The organism is Sphingobium wenxiniae, from assembly GCF_007830065.1.
Classification (GTDB): domain Bacteria; phylum Pseudomonadota; class Alphaproteobacteria; order Sphingomonadales; family Sphingomonadaceae; genus Sphingobium; species Sphingobium wenxiniae.
The window spans coordinates 73133-88343 of sequence record NZ_VLKK01000007.1 but is presented as its reverse complement, the minus strand read 5'-3'; the positions used below and the strand labels follow the sequence as shown (position 1 = coordinate 88343).

Here is a 15211-nt window from a genome sequence, read left to right as displayed (position 1 = left end):
CCCCATGCGCAAGATCGCCCTCATCGCCCTCGCCGGCGCGCTCGCCCTCTCCGCCTGCGGCAAGAAGCAGGAGGAGGCGCCCGCGGCCAACAATCTGGTCGAGCCGCCGGTCGAGAATGTCATCATCGACGAACCGGATACCGTGCCCGAGCCGAGCCAGAACGTCACCAATACAGCCCCGGCCGCGCCGCCGCCCGCGGTGTCCGAAGACCAGCAGATGCTGGACGATGCCGCCGCCACCGGCATGACGTCCCGCCTGCCATCCCAGGCCGACGCGGACCGTCATGCGGACGAAGCGAGCAACGCGGGCGGATAGGCTGCATCACGGCGGTCTTGGACCGGGGCCGCCGCTCTGCTATATCAATTCCATGGATCGCCGCAGTTTTACAAAGTTCGCTTTGAGCGGACTGGCCTTATCGTTTCTTTCCGACAGCATCGGCAAAGCCGCCGCGCCGGAAGGGCTTCTTCCCAAAAACCCGCCGCCAGCGCCGGTTCCCGCCGCGCCGCGCGTCGTTTCCTTCGCGGGCAAGCCCTATGCGCGCCTGCTGGAAAAGGCGAAGGCCGCGCTGGACAGCCACGCCCATGCCTTCACCCTGCGCGACCGAATCGCCATTGCCGATTTCAACGCGCCCTCGCGCGATTTGCGCCTGCATGTGGTCGACCTGATCGGCGGGCAGTCCAGTTCCTATCTGGTCGCGCATGGCCGCGGTTCGGACCCCGGCCATTCGGGGTGGCTCCACAGCTTTTCCAACGAACCCAATTCGCTGGCCAGTTCGTCGGGCGCCTATCGGACGGGAGATATCTATTTCGGCCAGCATGGACAGGCGATGCGCCTCATCGGCCTCGACCCGACCAACAACAACGCCGAAAATCGCGCCATCGTCGTCCATGGCGCGGATTATGTGAGCGAGGACCATATCGCCGCCTGGGGCAAATGCGGGCGGAGCGAGGGCTGCCTGGCGGTCGCGCGGCACATGCTGCCGCAGTTGATCGGCCTGCTGGGGCCGGGCCGCATGGTCTATGCCGACAAGATCACGGTGGCGGGGGCTTGAGGAAAGCTCCGTCCGTCCGGACGCCTCAACGCCCGGACGGAAAACGGATCAGCCCGCTTTCTGGCCGGTCATCGCCTCGATCGACGGCTTGTTGATGGCGTCGATCGTGCCGTCCGCCATCATCGCCTTGCCCATGTCCAGCGCTTCCTTGCGGAGAGCCTCGTCATTGGCGGTCTGGCTCGCGCCGATCAGGGCGGACAGCAGGATGTTCTTGTTGGTCTTGTCCGCCGCATTTTCCGCCACGGACTTGCGGGCCAGGGTGAGCGCTTCCTTGTAATAGGGATCGGCGCCCGTCATGTCCTTGGCCGCCAGCTTCTGATTGCCGAGCTGGATCAGGATGCCCGCCAGGATATTGCGGCTGGCCGCGTCGGCGGGCTTGGCTTCGACGAGCTTGCGCCAATGGGGCAGCGATTCGCCGTAAAGGGCGATCACCTTGTCCATCCGGCCTTGCGCGCCCTGCGCGGCGGCATCGGCATAGAGCGCGTTGGCGAGGAAATTCACATTGTCGATCTTGTCGGGCTGCGCCTGGACGGCCGTGCGGATCGCGGGCAGGGCGGCTTCATATTTCGCGGCCGCGGCCGCATTGTCGCCCGCCTGCTGCGCCTGCTGGCCCGCCGTGAAGTCGGTGACGGCCTGGTTGAAGGCGGCGATCTGCTCCGGCGTCATCTGGCCCGCAGCGGGGGCGGTTTCCGCAGGGGCGGCTTGCTGAGCCGGAGCGGGAGCATCCTGCGCCTGTGCGGGCGCGGCCAGCGCCAACGGCGCGGCAAGGGTCGTCAGGGCGACATAAACAGCACGGGACAAAACCAACTCTCCATTTTCGTTCAATTGTTCCGGGTCGGCGCAACAAACGCCTTCAACAGGGATAATGAACGAAATGGGCGGCCGGTTCCCAGCCCGTCAGGATCGTGTCAACGCGCAAAAGGCGCAGTTCGTGGCAAACTCCTCGCGGCGGCGGGCGGCGCGGGCAGCGGCTTCGGCGTCCTCGCCCCACTGCTCGGTCTGCCAGCTTTCGTCGATCTCCGCGGCGGCCCATACCGCGTCCGGCACATGGCCGCCTTCCACCACCGCCAGACCGCAGACCAGCGATCCGCTGAGCGTCACCAAAGTGGAAAGCCCGGCGAGCGTGAAGGGATCGAAGGCCGCGACAGCCGCCCCCAGCCGCTCCAGGGTCTCGGACGGCTGGGCGACGTGGAGGACGCCCTGCGTCACGCGGAAGGTCACGTCATAGCGCGCCCGCGCCCAGTCCAGCAGCCGGTCCCACGCCGCCGCCTGCCGCGCGGCCAGCGCCTCCGGACCATCGGCACGATAGCAGAGCAGGTCCGTTTCGGCATAGCGCGCGATCCCCGCCGCGAAGGCTTCGCGATCGGGCGCGATCCGGTCGATGGCCGCGTTGGCAAGGCCGGTGAAGGGCATGGAACGCGGATCGAGGCTGTCGCCCTGCGCGCGCCATTCCGCCGCCACGGCTTGCGCCAGCGCGACGTTCGGCAGGGCCAGCAAGGCGCGCGCGGGAGTCCGAACGGGCTTGCCGTCCAGCTGGATGCCATAGCCCCCATCGCCGGCCGCCACCGCGGCGTCCTTGTAGAAACGCTTCATTCCGGCGGCTTCTGACGAAAGAGGCTGAGCAGCAGGCGCGGGACGATCATATATTGGACGAGGCCGACGAGGACGAGGATCGACCCCATCGCCTTGGCCTTGCCGCCCTGCACCCAGGAAAAGCGCTGCATCAGGATCAGCAGGCCGAACATCACGATGAACGCGCCGGACAGGCGGAAAAGGCCGATGGCGAAAAATCGCTGGCGCGCGACCTTCTCGGGATCGACCGGGGGCGGAGGCGGGGGCGTTACTTCATCCATGCGCGCCGATATGGCCGTGCAATTCGCCGCTGTCCATCGCCACGGCCACAGCGCCCGCCGCGACCAGTTCGGCGGGCGCATGATAGCCCCAGCCGACGCCGATGGACCGGACGCCCGCCGCAAGCCCCATGTCGATGTCGAACACCGTGTCGCCGATCATCACGGTGTTTTCAGGGACCGCGCCCGCTTCGGCCATGGCGGTCAGCAGCATGGAGGGATGGGGCTTTGACGGGTGGCGGTCGGCGGTCTGAAGCGTCACGAAATGCGCGGCGATGCCGTGGTTCGCGAGGCACAGGGCCAGGCCGCGATCCGACTTCCCCGTCGCCACGCCCAGCAGCCAGCCGTCGCCGTCCAGCCGCCCGATGAGGTCGGCGATGCCGGGATAGAGCGGCTCCGACACCGCCTTGTCCCGGCGCATCTGCTGGAAGGCCAGCTTGTAGCGTTCGGACAGATGGTCGTGGAAATCCGGCTCCGCGTCGGGCAGCAGCCGCGCCATGGCATGGGGCAGGGAAAGCCCCACCACCGACAGGATCGCCAGCCGGTCGGGCGCGGGCAGCTTCTGCTCCTCGAAGGCGCGGGTCATCGCCGCGCAGATGCTGTGCTGGCTGTCGACCAGCGTGCCGTCGCAATCGAAGACCGCCAGCCGGTTGCTCATTTGCGCCGCCCGGGCGCTTTCGCATCCGCGCCGCCGCGCGAGCGCCGCTCGCCGCGACGCTCCTTGCGCACCTGCTTGGCGTGCTGGCGGGCGAACTTCTTCTCATCCTCGCGCGTCACCGTGCGTTCGATCTCATCGTCCAGCGGCAGGTCGCCCGCCGACAGGTCGAAACCCAGCGAAACGAGGCTGGCGGCGAAGTGGTCCGGCAGGTCCGCCTTCACGTCGATCCGTCCGCCATCGGGATGATCCACCCGGATGCGGCGGGCATGGAGGTGCATCTTGCGGCTGATCGAGCCGGACAGGAACGCGTCCTTGCCGCCATATTTGCCGTCGCCGACGATCGGATGGCCGATGGCCGCCATATGCACGCGAAGCTGGTGCGTGCGGCCGGTATAGGGTTGCAGCTCGATCCAGGCGGCGCGGTTGCCCGCGCGCTCGATCACGCGGTAGCGCGAGCGGGAGGGCAGCCCCTCCGCCTCGTCCACATGCATCTTCTCGCCGCCCGTGCCCGGCTGCTTGGCGAGCGGCAGTTCGACCATGCCGTCCTCGATGGAGGGAACGCCCATGACGATGGCCCAATAGACCTTGCGCGCGGTGCGGCTGGAAAACGCCTTGGCAAAATAGGCGGCGGAGCGCGACGTGCGGGCGATCAGCAAAGCGCCGGACGTGTCCTTGTCCAGCCGGTGCACCAGCTTGGGCCGTGTCTCCAGTTCGAACGTCAGCCCGTCGAGCAGCTTGTCGACATGATCGTCCGTCCTGGTCCCGCCCTGCGTGGCGAGGCCCGGCGGCTTGTTGATGACGATGGCCTGCCCGTCGCGATGGATGACCATGTCCTGCGCGAAGGCGATCTCGTCGGGCGTCAGGTCGATGACGCGGGCGCGTTTCGGCTTGTCCGCCGGCGCTGCTTTCGGTTCGGCGGGCGGCACGCGGATCATTTGCCCTTCGGCGATGCGGTCGCCCGGCGCGGCGCGCGCGCCGTCGACGCGAAGCTGGCCGGTGCGCGACCAGCGCGACACGATGTTGAAGCCGACATCGGGCAGATGCCGCTGGAACCAGCGGTCGAGGCGGATGCCGTCATCGTCCGCGCTCACCCGATATTGCCGCACGTCGAGCGTCACGCCCTTGCCCGGCACGGCCTTTGCGGGGGCCTTGGCTATAGCGGGCGCGGTTTTCGATTGCGGCTTGGCCTGAGACCGGGATGCCGGCTTTACGCCATCGGACTTGCGCGCCTGCGCCGCCTTGGCCCCGCCGCGCGCACGGCCCGTTGCGCCCGATTTACCCGTGCCGCCGGGATTGCGCCCACGCGAAGGGCCGGACGGCTTGCCGGGAGGGCGCCCCTTCATGCGACGCTCCGCATGAACATGAGGCCGCCGGCCAGCGCGCCCACGGCGCAGACCACCGAAAACAGCGCATAGCCCAGCGCCATCGCCATCTGCCCGCGCTCGATCATCAGCATGGTTTCGAGGCTGAAGGAGGAAAAGGTCGTGAAACCGCCCAGCAGGCCCACGCCCAGCAGCAGCCGGACCGGCTCGCCCGACACGGTGCTGAACCGCGCCAGCCATCCCGCCAGCAGGCCCATGGCAAGGCCGCCCAACAGGTTCGCGGCGAATGTCCCCCAGGGCCAGGCCGCGCCCGGCAGCATGTGCCCGGCCAGCCGCCCCAGCAGGTAACGCAGCGCGGACCCGACCGCGCCGCCGCCCATGACGAGAAGCAGATTGTTCATGCCGCCCGCCCTAAAGCCAAAACGCGGCAAAGGAAATGGCGCTATGCGGACGTTTGGCTGGAAGGCGTCATGCTCCTGCCTGCGCGGGAGCACGATTTTCCTAAAAGAGGCGGCGGCTATGCGCGAAATCGGTTCGATTCAGCGGCCGTTATCGGCGATGATGTCGACATTGGTCCTGCCGCCCGGCGCGTCGGTGAACAGCAGGAAATAGGCCGCGCCGTCATCCTTGCGCGTGCCGCCCAGCACATTGTCGCCGTCGATGATGCGATGTTCGGCATCGAAACCGGCGCGGCGGGCCTGCGTGAAATAATAGTCGATCACGCTCTTTTTCGGCACCGGCGTGGTGAAGCTGGCGGCGCGCAGGGTGCAGCCGTCCTTCTCCGCCCCCGCCGCTTCCAGCAGTTGCGCGCCGGGATAGAGGGTGAAGGGATCGGGCAGGCGCTGCGACCATTGGTTGCCGTAGACGAGCTGCTTGCTGCAATTCCTGCCGCCGGTCCGCTGCGCCTGTTCGCGGGCGAGCGCGCCCAGCGTCACGGCCGATTCCATCTGCCCGCCCTGCGCCGGAGCGGGCGCGGCAAGCAATCTGCCGCCGGCGCGCTTGACCGCTTCCGCCAGCGCCTTGGCCGCGTCGCCCGTCAACACCGGCAGCGCGGCGTTGGCGGGCCTGTCGGCGGGGCGCACGGCGTTGCGGTTGGACTGGCCGGTGAGCTTGGGATCGACGACGATCTGGTCGGCCAGCGCGCTTTTGAGCGCCGGATCGACCATATTATTCGTGAGCTGCGCATCGAGCGCGGCGAGATTGGCGTCCTTGTCATCCTTGCCGCAGGCAGCCAGCGGCAAGGTCATCAGAACAGCCGCCGCGCAGAAAGACCGGGAAAACGCCATAGCTTCACTCCTTCGTAAACAAGGCATGAAGAACGGAAGTTAATTTTCCGTTAGGACTTTTGGTGAATCGTGGAAATTTTTGAGCCTGTCAGGCCAGTTCGTGCGCAATGGCATCCCCGGGATGCTTGCCCTGATGCGGCGGAAGGGCCATTTGACCGCCATGCTCAACATTCTGTCTGCCCTGATCGGCCTTGTCACCCTGATCCTGATGATCCCCGCCGTGCTGCCCCTGCTGGGCGCGCTCAACTGGATATTGGTGCCGATGGCGCTGGTCGGCGCGTTCGTCGGCATGGTCTCGTCCAAAAATGGCGGACGCAATTTCTGCCTGATCGTCGCGGCCTTCGGCGCGCTCAGGCTGTTCGTGGGCGGCGGGCTGCTTTGAGCGCCAGCCGGCAGCCGGCGGATGAGATGCGCAGCGGCTTTCTGGCCGCGCTGGCGGCCTACGGCCTGTGGGGCCTGCTCCCCATCTTCTTCAAGCTGCTCCACCATGTCGGCCCGTTCGAACTGGTGGCGCAGCGGGTCATCTGGTCGCTGGTCCTGATTCTGATATTGCTGGCGGCACGCCGGGCGCTCGGTCCGCTGTGGGCGGCGCTTTCGACGCCGCGCCTGCTGCTGCCGCTCACGGCCAGTTCGCTCTTCATCGCGATCAACTGGACGACCTATATCTGGGCGGTCAACGACGATCATGTGGTCGCCGCGAGCCTGGGCTATTTCCTCAACCCGCTGGTCAATGTCGCGCTGGGCGTGCTGGTGCTCAAGGAAAGGCTGCGACGCGGGCAGACGCTGGCGATCGGCGTGGCCGCCATCGGCGTCGCGATCATGGCGGCGGCGGCGCTGACGACCCTGTGGATCAGTGTCATGCTGGCGCTTTCCTTCGCCTTTTATGGGCTGGTCCGCAAGCTCACGCCGGTTGCGCCGATGGCGGGCCTTGGCGCGGAAACGCTGATCCTGACGCCCGTTGCGCTCGCCTATCTCGGCTGGCTGGCGGGGCATGGTGGGCTGGCGTTCGGTCAGGACAGCTTTACCACCGTCATGCTGGTGGTGAGCGGCGCGATGACGACGGTGCCGCTGGTGCTGTTCGCCGTGGCCGCGCATCGCCTGCCGATGGCGACGCTGGGCCTGCTGCAATTCGTCGCGCCTTTATTGCAGTTCCTGTGCGGCGTGCTGCTGTTCGGCGAGACGCTGAGCCATGGCCAGATGGTGAGCTTCGCGCTGATCTGGCTGGGCCTCATCCTGTTCGCCAGCGACAGCATGGCCGCCGCCCGCCGCAATCGGCCGGCGACGGCTTAGGAAAATTCCGTCGCTTCGAAACGCACCGGCTCGCCCACGGCTTCGTTGGCGAGGGCGTCTTCCCACATCACGCGATGGCCGCGAATGATCGTCCCGACCGCCTTGCCGGTGAGGTCCATGCCCTCGAAAGGCGACCAGCCGCAGCGTGAGGCGAGCCAGTCGCTCCCGACCGTCCACCGTTTCTTGAGGTCGACCACGGTGAAGTCGGCGTCATAGCCGAGCGCGATCCGGCCCTTGCCCACCAGCCCGAACACGCGCTGCGGTCCGGAAGAAGTGAGTTCGATGAAGCGACGCAGCGTGAGCCGCCCCTCCGCCACATGGTTGAGCAGCAGCGGCACGAGCGTCTGCACCCCCGGCATCCCGCTGGGCGAGGCGGGATAGACCTTCGCTTTTTCCTCAATGGTATGGGGCGCATGGTCGCTGCCCAGCACATCGGGCACGCCCTGATTGAGCCAGCGCCAGAGACCCTCGCGGTGCGCGCCGGACCGGATCGGCGGGTTCATCTGGGCATGGGTGCCAAGGCGCGGATAGGCATCCTCCGCCGCCAATGTCAGATGCTGCGGCGTCACCTCGCAGGTCGCGATGTCCTTGTTCTGGCCGATATATTCCAGTTCGGCGGGCGTCGTCACATGCAATATGTGGATGCGCCGCCGCGCCTTGCGGGCAAGGGCGATGATGCGCTTCGTGGCGATCATCGCGCTTTCATCGTCGCGCCAGACGGGGTGGGAGGACGGATCGCCCTCCACGCGCAGATCCTTACGCGCATTCATCCGCGCCTCGTCCTCGGCATGGATGGCGACGCGCCGCCAGCCGCTCGCCAGCACGCGGGAAAGCGCATCGTCGTCGTCCACCAGCAGGCTGCCGGTCGATGCGCCCATGAAGATCTTCACCCCCGCCGTGCCGGGGATACGCTCCAGTTCCCCGAGTTGCTCGGCATTGTCCGCCGTCGCGCCGACATAGAAGGCATGATCGCACCACATGCGATGGTGCGCGCGGGACAGCTTGTCATGGACGCGTTCGGCGCTGTCGGTATTGGGATTGGTGTTGGGCATTTCGAACACGGCCGTGACGCCGCCCAGCACCGCCGCGCGGCTGCCCGATTCGAGGTCTTCCTTATATTCGAGGCCCGGCTCGCGGAAATGCACCTGGCTGTCGATGCAGCCGGGCAGCACGTCCAGGCCCGCGCAGTCGATCACCTCGCCCGCGTCGCCCAGCCCTGTGCCGATGGCGGCGATCCGCCCGCCCCGCACGCCCACATCCACGCTTTCCGCGCCGCCCGGCGTGTGCACGGTGCCGTTCTTGAGGATCAGGTCGAAAGTCTGGGCCATGATGGTTCACCGCTTGGATATGGGACGCGCCTGTCCTACCTAAAGCCGATGACCGGCACCACCCTTCGCGACCGCGCGATCTTGAGAATTTCGGGCGAGGACGCCCGCTCCTTCCTCCAGGGCCTGCTGACGCGCGACGTGCCGGGCTTGAAAGAGGGCGAGCCGCGCTGGACCGGCCTGCTGACGCCGCAGGGAAAGGCGCTGTTCGACTTCATCCTGTGGGCGGACGGCGATGATGTGCTGATCGACTGCGAAGGAAGCCAGGCCGACGCGCTGGCGAAACGCCTCACCCTCTACCGCCTGCGCCGCAAGGTGACGATCGCGCGGGAGGAGGGCCTTGCCGTGCATTGGTCGCTCGATGCCGCCGACAGGCCGCTCGATCCGCGCCTGCCCGCGCTCGGCCATCGCTGGCTGGCCGCGCCGGAGGAAGGCGACGCCTCCCCCGCCTTCCGCGCCCATCGGCTGTCATTGGGCGTGTTCGAGGGCGCGGCGGAACTGGGGCAGGACCAGACGCTCTGGCTCGAAACCAATGCGGAGGAACTGCACGGCGTCGACTATGACAAGGGCTGCTATGTCGGGCAGGAAAACACCGCGCGGATGCATTACCGCAACAAGGTGAGCCGCCGCCTCATCGCCGTGCCGCTGGGGGAGGCCGACGAAAAGCGCCAGCGCGCCGCCCTGCCGGACCTGGGCCTTTCCATCGAGTTGCGCCGGGTGGAGGGTCTGGACCCCGCCGCGCTGCCCGGCTGGCTCGCCGCCGCCATCGGAGAGCGGGCCGCCGGATGAAGCGCCTCCCGCTCGCGCTCATCGGCGCGCTGTTCCTGATCGCGCCAGCGCGGGCCGACACGCCATGGGAGCTTGTCAAAAGCTATCCCCATGACCCCGCCGCCTTCACCGAGGGCCTGTTCTTCCATGACGGCGCGCTCTACGAAAGCACGGGACTCGCGGGCCGGTCGGAAATCCGCAAGGTCCGCCTGAAGGACGGCAGGGTTCTCCAGCGCCGCACCCTTGCCCGCCCCTATTTCGGGGAGGGCATCGCCCACTGGAAGGACCGGATCGTCAGCCTGACATGGCAGCATGAGCGCGGCTTCGTGTGGAAGCTGGGGGATTTCTCTCCCGTCTCGACCTTCCGCTACAAGGGCGAGGGCTGGGGCCTGACGCAGGACGGACGCAGCCTTATCATGAGCGACGGCAGCGCGCAGCTTCGCTTCCTCGATCCCGACACGCTGACGGAAGAGCGCCGCATCACCGTCACCTGGAACGGCCGCCCGGTCGACCGGCTCAACGAACTGGAATGGGTGAGGGGAGAGGTCTGGGCGAACATCTGGTACGACACCCGAATCGCCCGCATCGACCCGCGCACCGGCGGCGTCATCGACTGGATCGACATCGCGCCGCTGCTGAAAGACGCGGGCGTGCGCGACAGCGAAGCCGTGGCGAACGGCATCGCCTATGACGCGGCGGGCGACCGGCTGTTCGTCACGGGGAAGAACTGGCCCAAGCTGTTCGAGATCCGCGTGGAGAGATAGGCGAAGCGAAGCGCATGACTTGCTTCGCCATCTCTCTTCCCAGGATGTCCCCTCCTGCCCGAAAACAACCGTCGCATGATCGGCATTTGCAGGCTACATAGTCGCCTTCTTTCGGGGCTTGGGCAGTATGGGAGGAAGCGATGGCGACGCAGGATGATCCGGCCTCTTCCGCGGCGGTCCCCCTCCTCCGCGCGGCGGTGAAGGGCATGTGCCCGCGCTGCTCCGCGCCCGCGCTCTTCGCGGGGCCGGTGCGTTTCGCGCCGTCCTGCCGCCCATGCGGGCTTGATTATGAACAGTTCAACGTCGGCGACGGACCGGCGGCTTTCCTGACCCTCGAATATCGCAACAGGGCGCGCGAAGGCCGCATCGCGGATAAAACCGGCTCATGACCGCCCGCCGCCCCTTGCCGCTGATCGCCACCGTCATCGTCGCCGGAGCCGTGCTGGCGATGATCGCCCTTGGCATCTGGCAGTTGCAGCGGCGCGGCGAGAAGGAAGCGATGCTGGCGCTGGCGGCGGCCAATCCGGGCCGGGCCGCCGTGACCTTTCCCGTCATGCCTCCGGTCGATCCTGAAATCCTCTTCCGCCCATCCTCCGTTCATTGCCTGCGGGTCGTGCAGTGGCAGGTCGAGGCGGGCCGGGCGGCGGACGGGTCCATGGGCTACCGCCATATCGCCCACTGCGCCACCGGGGCCGAAGGGCCGGGCGTGCTGGTCGCACTGGGCGTGGGGCAACGGCCCGACGCCCGGCCGCAATGGGCCGGCGGGCAGGTGGCCGGATGGGTTTCGCAAGAGCCGGACCATCGCTCGTTCCTGTCGCGGCTGGGCGGGCGGGCGATGCCGCTTCGCCCCATGCTGATCGCGCGGCAGGCTCCCGCGGGCCTCAAGCCCCTCGCGCCGCCCAGCGTGGAGGACGTGCCCAACAACCATCTGGCCTATGCCGTGCAATGGTTCCTCTTCGCCGCCGTGGCGGTGCTGATCTATATCCTCGCGCTCCGCCGGAAGGCCGGATCGCGCTAAAAGCTTGCCCGGAAGGCCGCGCGCCGTTACCGCGCTTTCCCATCATGCAATATGTGAGCACCAGAGGGAGCGCGCCTGCGCTGGGTTTTGAAGATGTGACGCTGGCTGGGCTGGCGTCCGACGGGGGGCTTTATGTCCCGGAAAGCTGGCCCAGCTTCTCGCCCGACGACATTCGCGCCCTCGCCGGCCTGTCCTATGTGGAAACCGCCGTGCGCGTCATGGCCCCCTTCGTGACCGGATCGCTGGGTGAAGAGGAACTGCGCGAACTGTGCGAAGCCGCTTATGGCCGATTCAGCCACGATGCGGTGACGCCTCTGGTCCAGCTCGACCATCGCCACTGGCTGCTGGAACTGTTCCACGGCCCGACGCTGGCGTTTAAGGACGTGGCGCTGCAATTGCTGGGGGAACTGTTCGAACGCTTCCTGTCGCGCCGTGAGGATCACCTCACCATTGTCGGCGCGACGTCCGGCGACACCGGATCGGCCGCGATCGACGCGGTGGCGGGCCGGGCGAAGGTCGACATCTTCATGCTGCATCCCGAAGGCCGCGTGTCCGACGTGCAGCGGCGGCAGATGACGACGGTGCGCGCGCCCAATGTCTACAACATCGCCATCGACGGCAGCTTCGACGACGCGCAGGCGCTGGTGAAGGCGATGTTCAACGACGCGGACTTCTCGCGCCGGTTCAACCTGTCCGCCGTCAACAGCATCAACTGGGCGCGGCTGATGGCGCAGGTCGTCTATTATTTCTACGCCGCCGTCCGTCTGGGCGCGCCGGAACGGCCGGTCGCCTTCTCTGTCCCCACCGGCAATTTCGGCGATGTGTTCGCGGGCTATGTCGCCGCGCAGATGGGTCTGCCGGTCGCCAGGCTGATGGTCGCGACCAACGTCAACGACATCCTGCACCGCGCCCTGTCCGAAGGCGACTACAGCCAGGGGCAGGTGGTGCCGACCGCGACGCCCAGCATGGACATCCAGGTCAGCTCGAACTTCGAACGGCTGCTGTTCGACGCAGGCGGGCGCGACGGCAAGGCGTTGGCGCAGCAGATGCACGGCTTCGAAGCGAGCAAGGCCATGCGCCTCACCAACGCCCAGCGCGACGGCGCGTCGAAGCTGTTCGCTTCCACCCGCGTCGATGCGGACGGCATGACCATGGCGATGCGCTGGGCCTATGACGCGGCGGGCCAGATCATCGATCCGCACAGCGCCATCGGCCTTGCGGCGGCGCGGGCGATGGACGTCGATCCGTCGGTTCCGGTGGTGACGCTGGCGACGGCGCACGCCGCCAAGTTCCGCGACGCGGTGGAGCGCGCGACCGGCACCCGCCCGCCGCTGCCGCCGCGCGTGGGCGACCTGTTCGCGCGGGAGGAAAGCTATGCCAAGCTGCCCGGCACGTTCGAGGCCGTCACCGCCTATGTCGCGGAGCGCGCGACGCCGCGGGCATAATGCGGGCATGAAGCTCCACACTCTCGTCGGCGAACCCTGGGCCGATTATGGCCTCATCGATTCGGGTCATGGCCGCAAGCTGGAGCGCTATGGCCGTTTCCGCTTCATCCGGCCGGAGCCGCAGGCGATGTGGGCGCCCGCGACCGGGGACTGGCGCGCCGATGGAGAGTTCGTCCCCGGTTCCGATGAGGAGGGCGGCGGGCGCTGGTATTATGAGCAGCCCGTGCCTGCCGAAGGATGGCCGCTCACCTGGAACGAGGTGACGTTCCAGTCCAGTTGCACGCCCTTCCGCCATCTGGGTTTCTTTCCCGACATGGCGCCGGTGTGGGACTGGATGCGCGAGCGGACGGCGGACAAGCGGCAAGCCGATGTCATGAACCTGTTCGGCTATACCGGCGTGGGCACGCTGGCGATGGCGGCGGCGGGCGCGAAGATGGTGCATGTCGACGCCTCCAGGAAATCCGTGGCGCAGGCGCGGGCCAATGCGGCGCTGTCGGGGCTGGAGGACAAGCCGGTCCGCTGGATCGTGGACGACGCCGCCAAGTTCGTGGCGCGCGAGGTGCGGCGCGACCGGCGCTATGACGGCATATTGCTCGATCCTCCCAAATATGGGCGCGGACCGGATGGCGAGGTGTGGCGGCTGGAGGAAGACCTGCCGGGCCTGATCGCCCATTGCCGGCAGTTGCTGGACGCGGACAGCCGCTTCCTGTTCCTGACCGTCTATGCGGTGCGGATGTCGGCGCTGGCGATCGGGGAACTGCTGAATCAGGCTTTCGCCGACCTGCCCGGCACGGTCGAGGCGGGCGAACTGGCCGTGCGCGAGGAAGCGCGCGGCCTGCTGCTGCCCACCGCCATATGGGCGCGCTGGAAACGCTGACGTCCGACGCGCCCCGCTTTATGGGAGAGCGGAGAGGGAAGGGCGGGAATCCACCCGATCCCGCCGGGTCAGTCAAAAATCGCTCTTGGCTTTTCCCGCTCCCGCCCTACATCCCTTGCATTATTGCGATTTGTTCTCATTTGGAAGGCGAAGCATGGCTGATACCCGTACCGAAACCGACTCGATCGGCGCCATCGACGTGCCCGCCGCCGCCTATTGGGGGGCGCAGACCCAGCGGAGCATCGAGAATTTCCCCTTCGGCGATACCGAGCGGATGCCCATCGGCCTCATCCATGCGCTCGCCATCGTGAAGCAGGCGGCCGCGCGCGTGAACCGCAGGCATGGCCTCGACGCCAAACTCGCCGACGCCATAGAAACCGCCGCCGCCGAAGTCGTCGCGGGCCGGCACGACGACCAGTTTCCGCTCGTCATCTGGCAGACGGGCAGCGGCACCCAATCCAACATGAACGTCAACGAAGTGATCGCGGGCCGCGCCAACGAAATCCTGACCGGCGCGCGCGGCGGCAAGTCGCCGGTCCACCCCAACGACCATGTAAACATGAGCCAGTCGTCCAACGACAGCTTCCCCACCGCGATGCACATCGCCGCCGCGCTGGCCGCGACCCGCGCGCTCCTCCCCGCGCTCGAACGGCTGGAGGGCGCGCTGCTGGCCAGGGCGGAGGCGTGGAGCGGCATCGTCAAGATCGGCCGCACCCATTTGCAGGATGCGACGCCGCTGACGCTGGGGCAGGAATTTTCCGGCTATGTTGCCCAGCTCCGCCTTGCCCGCACCCGCACCATGCCGCTGGTCGAACATGGCCTCGCCAAGCTGGCGCAGGGCGGCACGGCGGTCGGCACCGGCCTCAACACGCCCCCCGGATTCGCGGAGGATGTGGCGGCACAGATCGCGGCGCTCACCGGCCTTCCCTTCGAAACCGCGCCCAACAAGTTCGAGGCGCTGGCGAGCCACGATACGCTGGTCGACTTTTCCGGCCGTCTCAACAGCATCGCCGTCGCGGTGACGAAGATCGCCAATGACATCCGCCTGCTGGGCAGCGGCCCGCGTTCGGGCCTTGGCGAACTGGACCTGCCCGCCAACGAGCCGGGCAGCTCGATCATGCCGGGCAAGGTCAACCCGACCCAGTGCGAGATGCTGACCATGGTGGCCGCGCAGGTGATCGGCAATCATCAGGCGGTGACGATCGGCGGCCTGCAAGGGCATCTGGAACTCAACGTCTTCAAGCCGCTGATCGGCGCGGCGGTGCTGCGGTCGATCCATCTGCTCGCTATCGGCATGGACAGCTTTGCCGAGCGCTGCGTCGAGGGGCTGGAGGCGAATGAGAAGCGCATCGCCGAACTGGTCGACCGCTCGCTGATGCTGGTGACGGCGCTCGCGCCGGAGATCGGCTATGACAACGCCGCGAAGATCGCCAAGCACGCCCATGCGCAAGGACTGACCCTCAAGGAAGCGGGCCTTGCGCTGGGGCTGGTGGATGAAGCGACCTTCGACCGGCTCGTGCGCCCTGAAAATATGGTCTGATTCAGAACGACATGGT

General features: G+C 67.5%; 18 protein-coding genes and 1 pseudogene. 11 read left to right on the top strand and 8 right to left on the bottom strand.

The annotated features are described in order from the left end of the window. Window positions 1-4: 4 nt before the first annotated feature. Together IQ35_RS10990 and IQ35_RS10985 are read left to right on the top strand one after the other, a co-directional pair. Window positions 5-316 carry a hypothetical protein gene (locus tag IQ35_RS10990; protein ID WP_021245023.1) on the top strand — a complete coding sequence of 104 codons (312 nt, stop codon included), beginning with the start codon at window positions 5-7 and terminating at the stop codon, window positions 314-316. A 52-nt stretch (window positions 317-368) separates the two neighbouring features. Further along, on the top strand, window positions 369-1052 hold the full coding sequence (locus tag IQ35_RS10985; protein ID WP_145073522.1) for a murein L,D-transpeptidase catalytic domain family protein: 684 nt from the start codon (window positions 369-371) through the stop codon (window positions 1050-1052). Window positions 1053-1100: 48 nt separating this feature from the next. Here the strand turns inward: IQ35_RS10985 and IQ35_RS10980 are convergent, their stop codons facing one another. The 7 genes from IQ35_RS10980 to IQ35_RS10950 form a co-directional block, all read right to left on the bottom strand. Continuing rightward, on the bottom strand, window positions 1101-1853 hold the full coding sequence (locus tag IQ35_RS10980) for a hypothetical protein (RefSeq protein WP_031291089.1): 753 nt from the start codon (window positions 1851-1853) through the stop codon (window positions 1101-1103). Between the two features lie 96 nt (window positions 1854-1949). Beyond that, window positions 1950-2645 (bottom strand): ATP12 family chaperone protein, encoded by a 696-nt coding sequence (locus IQ35_RS10975; RefSeq protein ID WP_145073519.1) that lies wholly within the window; start codon window positions 2643-2645, stop codon window positions 1950-1952. Continuing rightward, a complete protein-coding gene (locus IQ35_RS10970) occupies window positions 2642-2905 on the bottom strand; it encodes a hypothetical protein (RefSeq protein WP_021245027.1) in 264 nt (87 codons plus the stop codon). Before IQ35_RS10970 ends, IQ35_RS10975 begins: the two co-directional genes overlap by 4 nt. After that, window positions 2898-3560 (bottom strand): HAD-IA family hydrolase, encoded by a 663-nt coding sequence (locus IQ35_RS10965; RefSeq protein ID WP_021245028.1) that lies wholly within the window; start codon window positions 3558-3560, stop codon window positions 2898-2900. Before IQ35_RS10965 ends, IQ35_RS10970 begins: the two co-directional genes overlap by 8 nt. Beyond that, complete coding sequence (locus tag IQ35_RS10960) at window positions 3557-4903, bottom strand: RluA family pseudouridine synthase (protein WP_145073516.1); 1347 nt, start codon at window positions 4901-4903, stop codon at window positions 3557-3559. The genes IQ35_RS10965 and IQ35_RS10960 overlap by 4 nt, the downstream gene beginning before the upstream one ends. Further along, on the bottom strand, window positions 4900-5283 hold the full coding sequence (gene crcB, locus IQ35_RS10955; RefSeq protein WP_145073513.1) for a fluoride efflux transporter CrcB: 384 nt from the start codon (window positions 5281-5283) through the stop codon (window positions 4900-4902). The genes IQ35_RS10960 and crcB overlap by 4 nt, the downstream gene beginning before the upstream one ends. Before the next feature lie 138 nt (window positions 5284-5421). Further along, window positions 5422-6168, bottom strand: coding sequence for a hypothetical protein (locus IQ35_RS10950; protein ID WP_145073510.1), 747 nt, complete (start codon window positions 6166-6168; stop codon window positions 5422-5424). Between the two features lie 160 nt (window positions 6169-6328). Here IQ35_RS10950 and IQ35_RS10945 point away from each other — a divergent pair, with 160 nt between their 5' ends. Continuing rightward, entirely contained in the window at window positions 6329-6550 is a 222-nt protein-coding gene (locus tag IQ35_RS10945) for a hypothetical protein (protein ID WP_031291090.1), read from the top strand. Window positions 6551-6576: 26 nt separating this feature from the next. After that, window positions 6577-7458 carry an EamA family transporter RarD gene (rarD, locus tag IQ35_RS10940; RefSeq protein WP_145073691.1) on the top strand — a complete coding sequence of 294 codons (882 nt, stop codon included), beginning with the start codon at window positions 6577-6579 and terminating at the stop codon, window positions 7456-7458. Here rarD and IQ35_RS10935 read toward each other — a convergent pair. Beyond that, window positions 7455-8786, bottom strand: a complete 1332-nt coding sequence (locus IQ35_RS10935; RefSeq protein ID WP_145073507.1) for a dihydroorotase — start codon at window positions 8784-8786, stop codon at window positions 7455-7457. The genes rarD and IQ35_RS10935 overlap by 4 nt on opposite strands. Window positions 8787-8834: 48 nt before the next feature. On the opposite strand from IQ35_RS10935, the gene ygfZ reads away from it, so the two are divergent. From ygfZ to fumC, 7 genes and pseudogenes are all read left to right on the top strand, one after another. Beyond that, entirely contained in the window at window positions 8835-9572 is a 738-nt protein-coding gene (ygfZ, locus tag IQ35_RS10930) for a CAF17-like 4Fe-4S cluster assembly/insertion protein YgfZ (protein ID WP_145073504.1), read from the top strand. Beyond that, entirely contained in the window at window positions 9569-10315 is a 747-nt protein-coding gene (locus IQ35_RS10925; RefSeq protein ID WP_145073500.1) for a glutaminyl-peptide cyclotransferase, read from the top strand. The genes ygfZ and IQ35_RS10925 overlap by 4 nt, the downstream gene beginning before the upstream one ends. Before the next feature lie 140 nt (window positions 10316-10455). Then, a pseudogene (locus tag IQ35_RS10920) lies at window positions 10456-10650 on the top strand (DUF983 domain-containing protein); the annotation flags it as partial. Window positions 10651-10700: 50 nt separating this feature from the next. Then, window positions 10701-11333: an SURF1 family protein gene (locus IQ35_RS10915; RefSeq protein ID WP_021245038.1), complete on the top strand. Its 633-nt coding sequence runs from the start codon at window positions 10701-10703 to the stop codon at window positions 11331-11333. Between the two features lie 44 nt (window positions 11334-11377). After that, entirely contained in the window at window positions 11378-12778 is a 1401-nt protein-coding gene (thrC, locus tag IQ35_RS10910; protein ID WP_021245039.1) for a threonine synthase, read from the top strand. A gap of 7 nt (window positions 12779-12785) precedes the next feature. Beyond that, window positions 12786-13655 (top strand): class I SAM-dependent methyltransferase, encoded by an 870-nt coding sequence (locus IQ35_RS10905; protein ID WP_031291093.1) that lies wholly within the window; start codon window positions 12786-12788, stop codon window positions 13653-13655. Window positions 13656-13809: 154 nt separating this feature from the next. Then, window positions 13810-15195, top strand: coding sequence for a class II fumarate hydratase (gene fumC / locus IQ35_RS10900; protein WP_145073494.1), 1386 nt, complete (start codon window positions 13810-13812; stop codon window positions 15193-15195). Window positions 15196-15211 lie beyond the last annotated feature (16 nt).

Excerpts from the sequence above, each read along its gene's own strand:
- rarD (WP_145073691.1), top strand. The coding sequence starts at position 6,577 with ATGCGCAGCGGCTTTCTGGCCGCGCTGGCGGCCTACGGCCTGTGGGGC.
- IQ35_RS10965 (WP_021245028.1), bottom strand. The coding sequence starts at position 3,560 with ATGAGCAACCGGCTGGCGGTCTTCGATTGCGACGGCACGCTGGTCGAC.
- IQ35_RS10960 (WP_145073516.1), bottom strand. The coding sequence starts at position 4,903 with ATGAAGGGGCGCCCTCCCGGCAAGCCGTCCGGCCCTTCGCGTGGGCGC.
- IQ35_RS10985 (WP_145073522.1), top strand. The coding sequence starts at position 369 with ATGGATCGCCGCAGTTTTACAAAGTTCGCTTTGAGCGGACTGGCCTTA.
- IQ35_RS10990 (WP_021245023.1), top strand. The coding sequence starts at position 5 with ATGCGCAAGATCGCCCTCATCGCCCTCGCCGGCGCGCTCGCCCTCTCC.
- IQ35_RS10970 (WP_021245027.1), bottom strand. The coding sequence starts at position 2,905 with ATGGATGAAGTAACGCCCCCGCCTCCGCCCCCGGTCGATCCCGAGAAG.
- IQ35_RS10905 (WP_031291093.1), top strand. The coding sequence starts at position 12,786 with ATGAAGCTCCACACTCTCGTCGGCGAACCCTGGGCCGATTATGGCCTC.
- fumC (WP_145073494.1), top strand. The coding sequence starts at position 13,810 with ATGGCTGATACCCGTACCGAAACCGACTCGATCGGCGCCATCGACGTG.
- IQ35_RS10950 (WP_145073510.1), bottom strand. The coding sequence starts at position 6,168 with ATGGCGTTTTCCCGGTCTTTCTGCGCGGCGGCTGTTCTGATGACCTTG.
- crcB (WP_145073513.1), bottom strand. The coding sequence starts at position 5,283 with ATGAACAATCTGCTTCTCGTCATGGGCGGCGGCGCGGTCGGGTCCGCG.
- IQ35_RS10925 (WP_145073500.1), top strand. The coding sequence starts at position 9,569 with ATGAAGCGCCTCCCGCTCGCGCTCATCGGCGCGCTGTTCCTGATCGCG.
- IQ35_RS10935 (WP_145073507.1), bottom strand. The coding sequence starts at position 8,786 with ATGGCCCAGACTTTCGACCTGATCCTCAAGAACGGCACCGTGCACACG.
- thrC (WP_021245039.1), top strand. The coding sequence starts at position 11,378 with ATGCAATATGTGAGCACCAGAGGGAGCGCGCCTGCGCTGGGTTTTGAA.
- IQ35_RS10915 (WP_021245038.1), top strand. The coding sequence starts at position 10,701 with ATGACCGCCCGCCGCCCCTTGCCGCTGATCGCCACCGTCATCGTCGCC.
- IQ35_RS10975 (WP_145073519.1), bottom strand. The coding sequence starts at position 2,645 with ATGAAGCGTTTCTACAAGGACGCCGCGGTGGCGGCCGGCGATGGGGGC.
- ygfZ (WP_145073504.1), top strand. The coding sequence starts at position 8,835 with ATGACCGGCACCACCCTTCGCGACCGCGCGATCTTGAGAATTTCGGGC.
- IQ35_RS10945 (WP_031291090.1), top strand. The coding sequence starts at position 6,329 with ATGCTCAACATTCTGTCTGCCCTGATCGGCCTTGTCACCCTGATCCTG.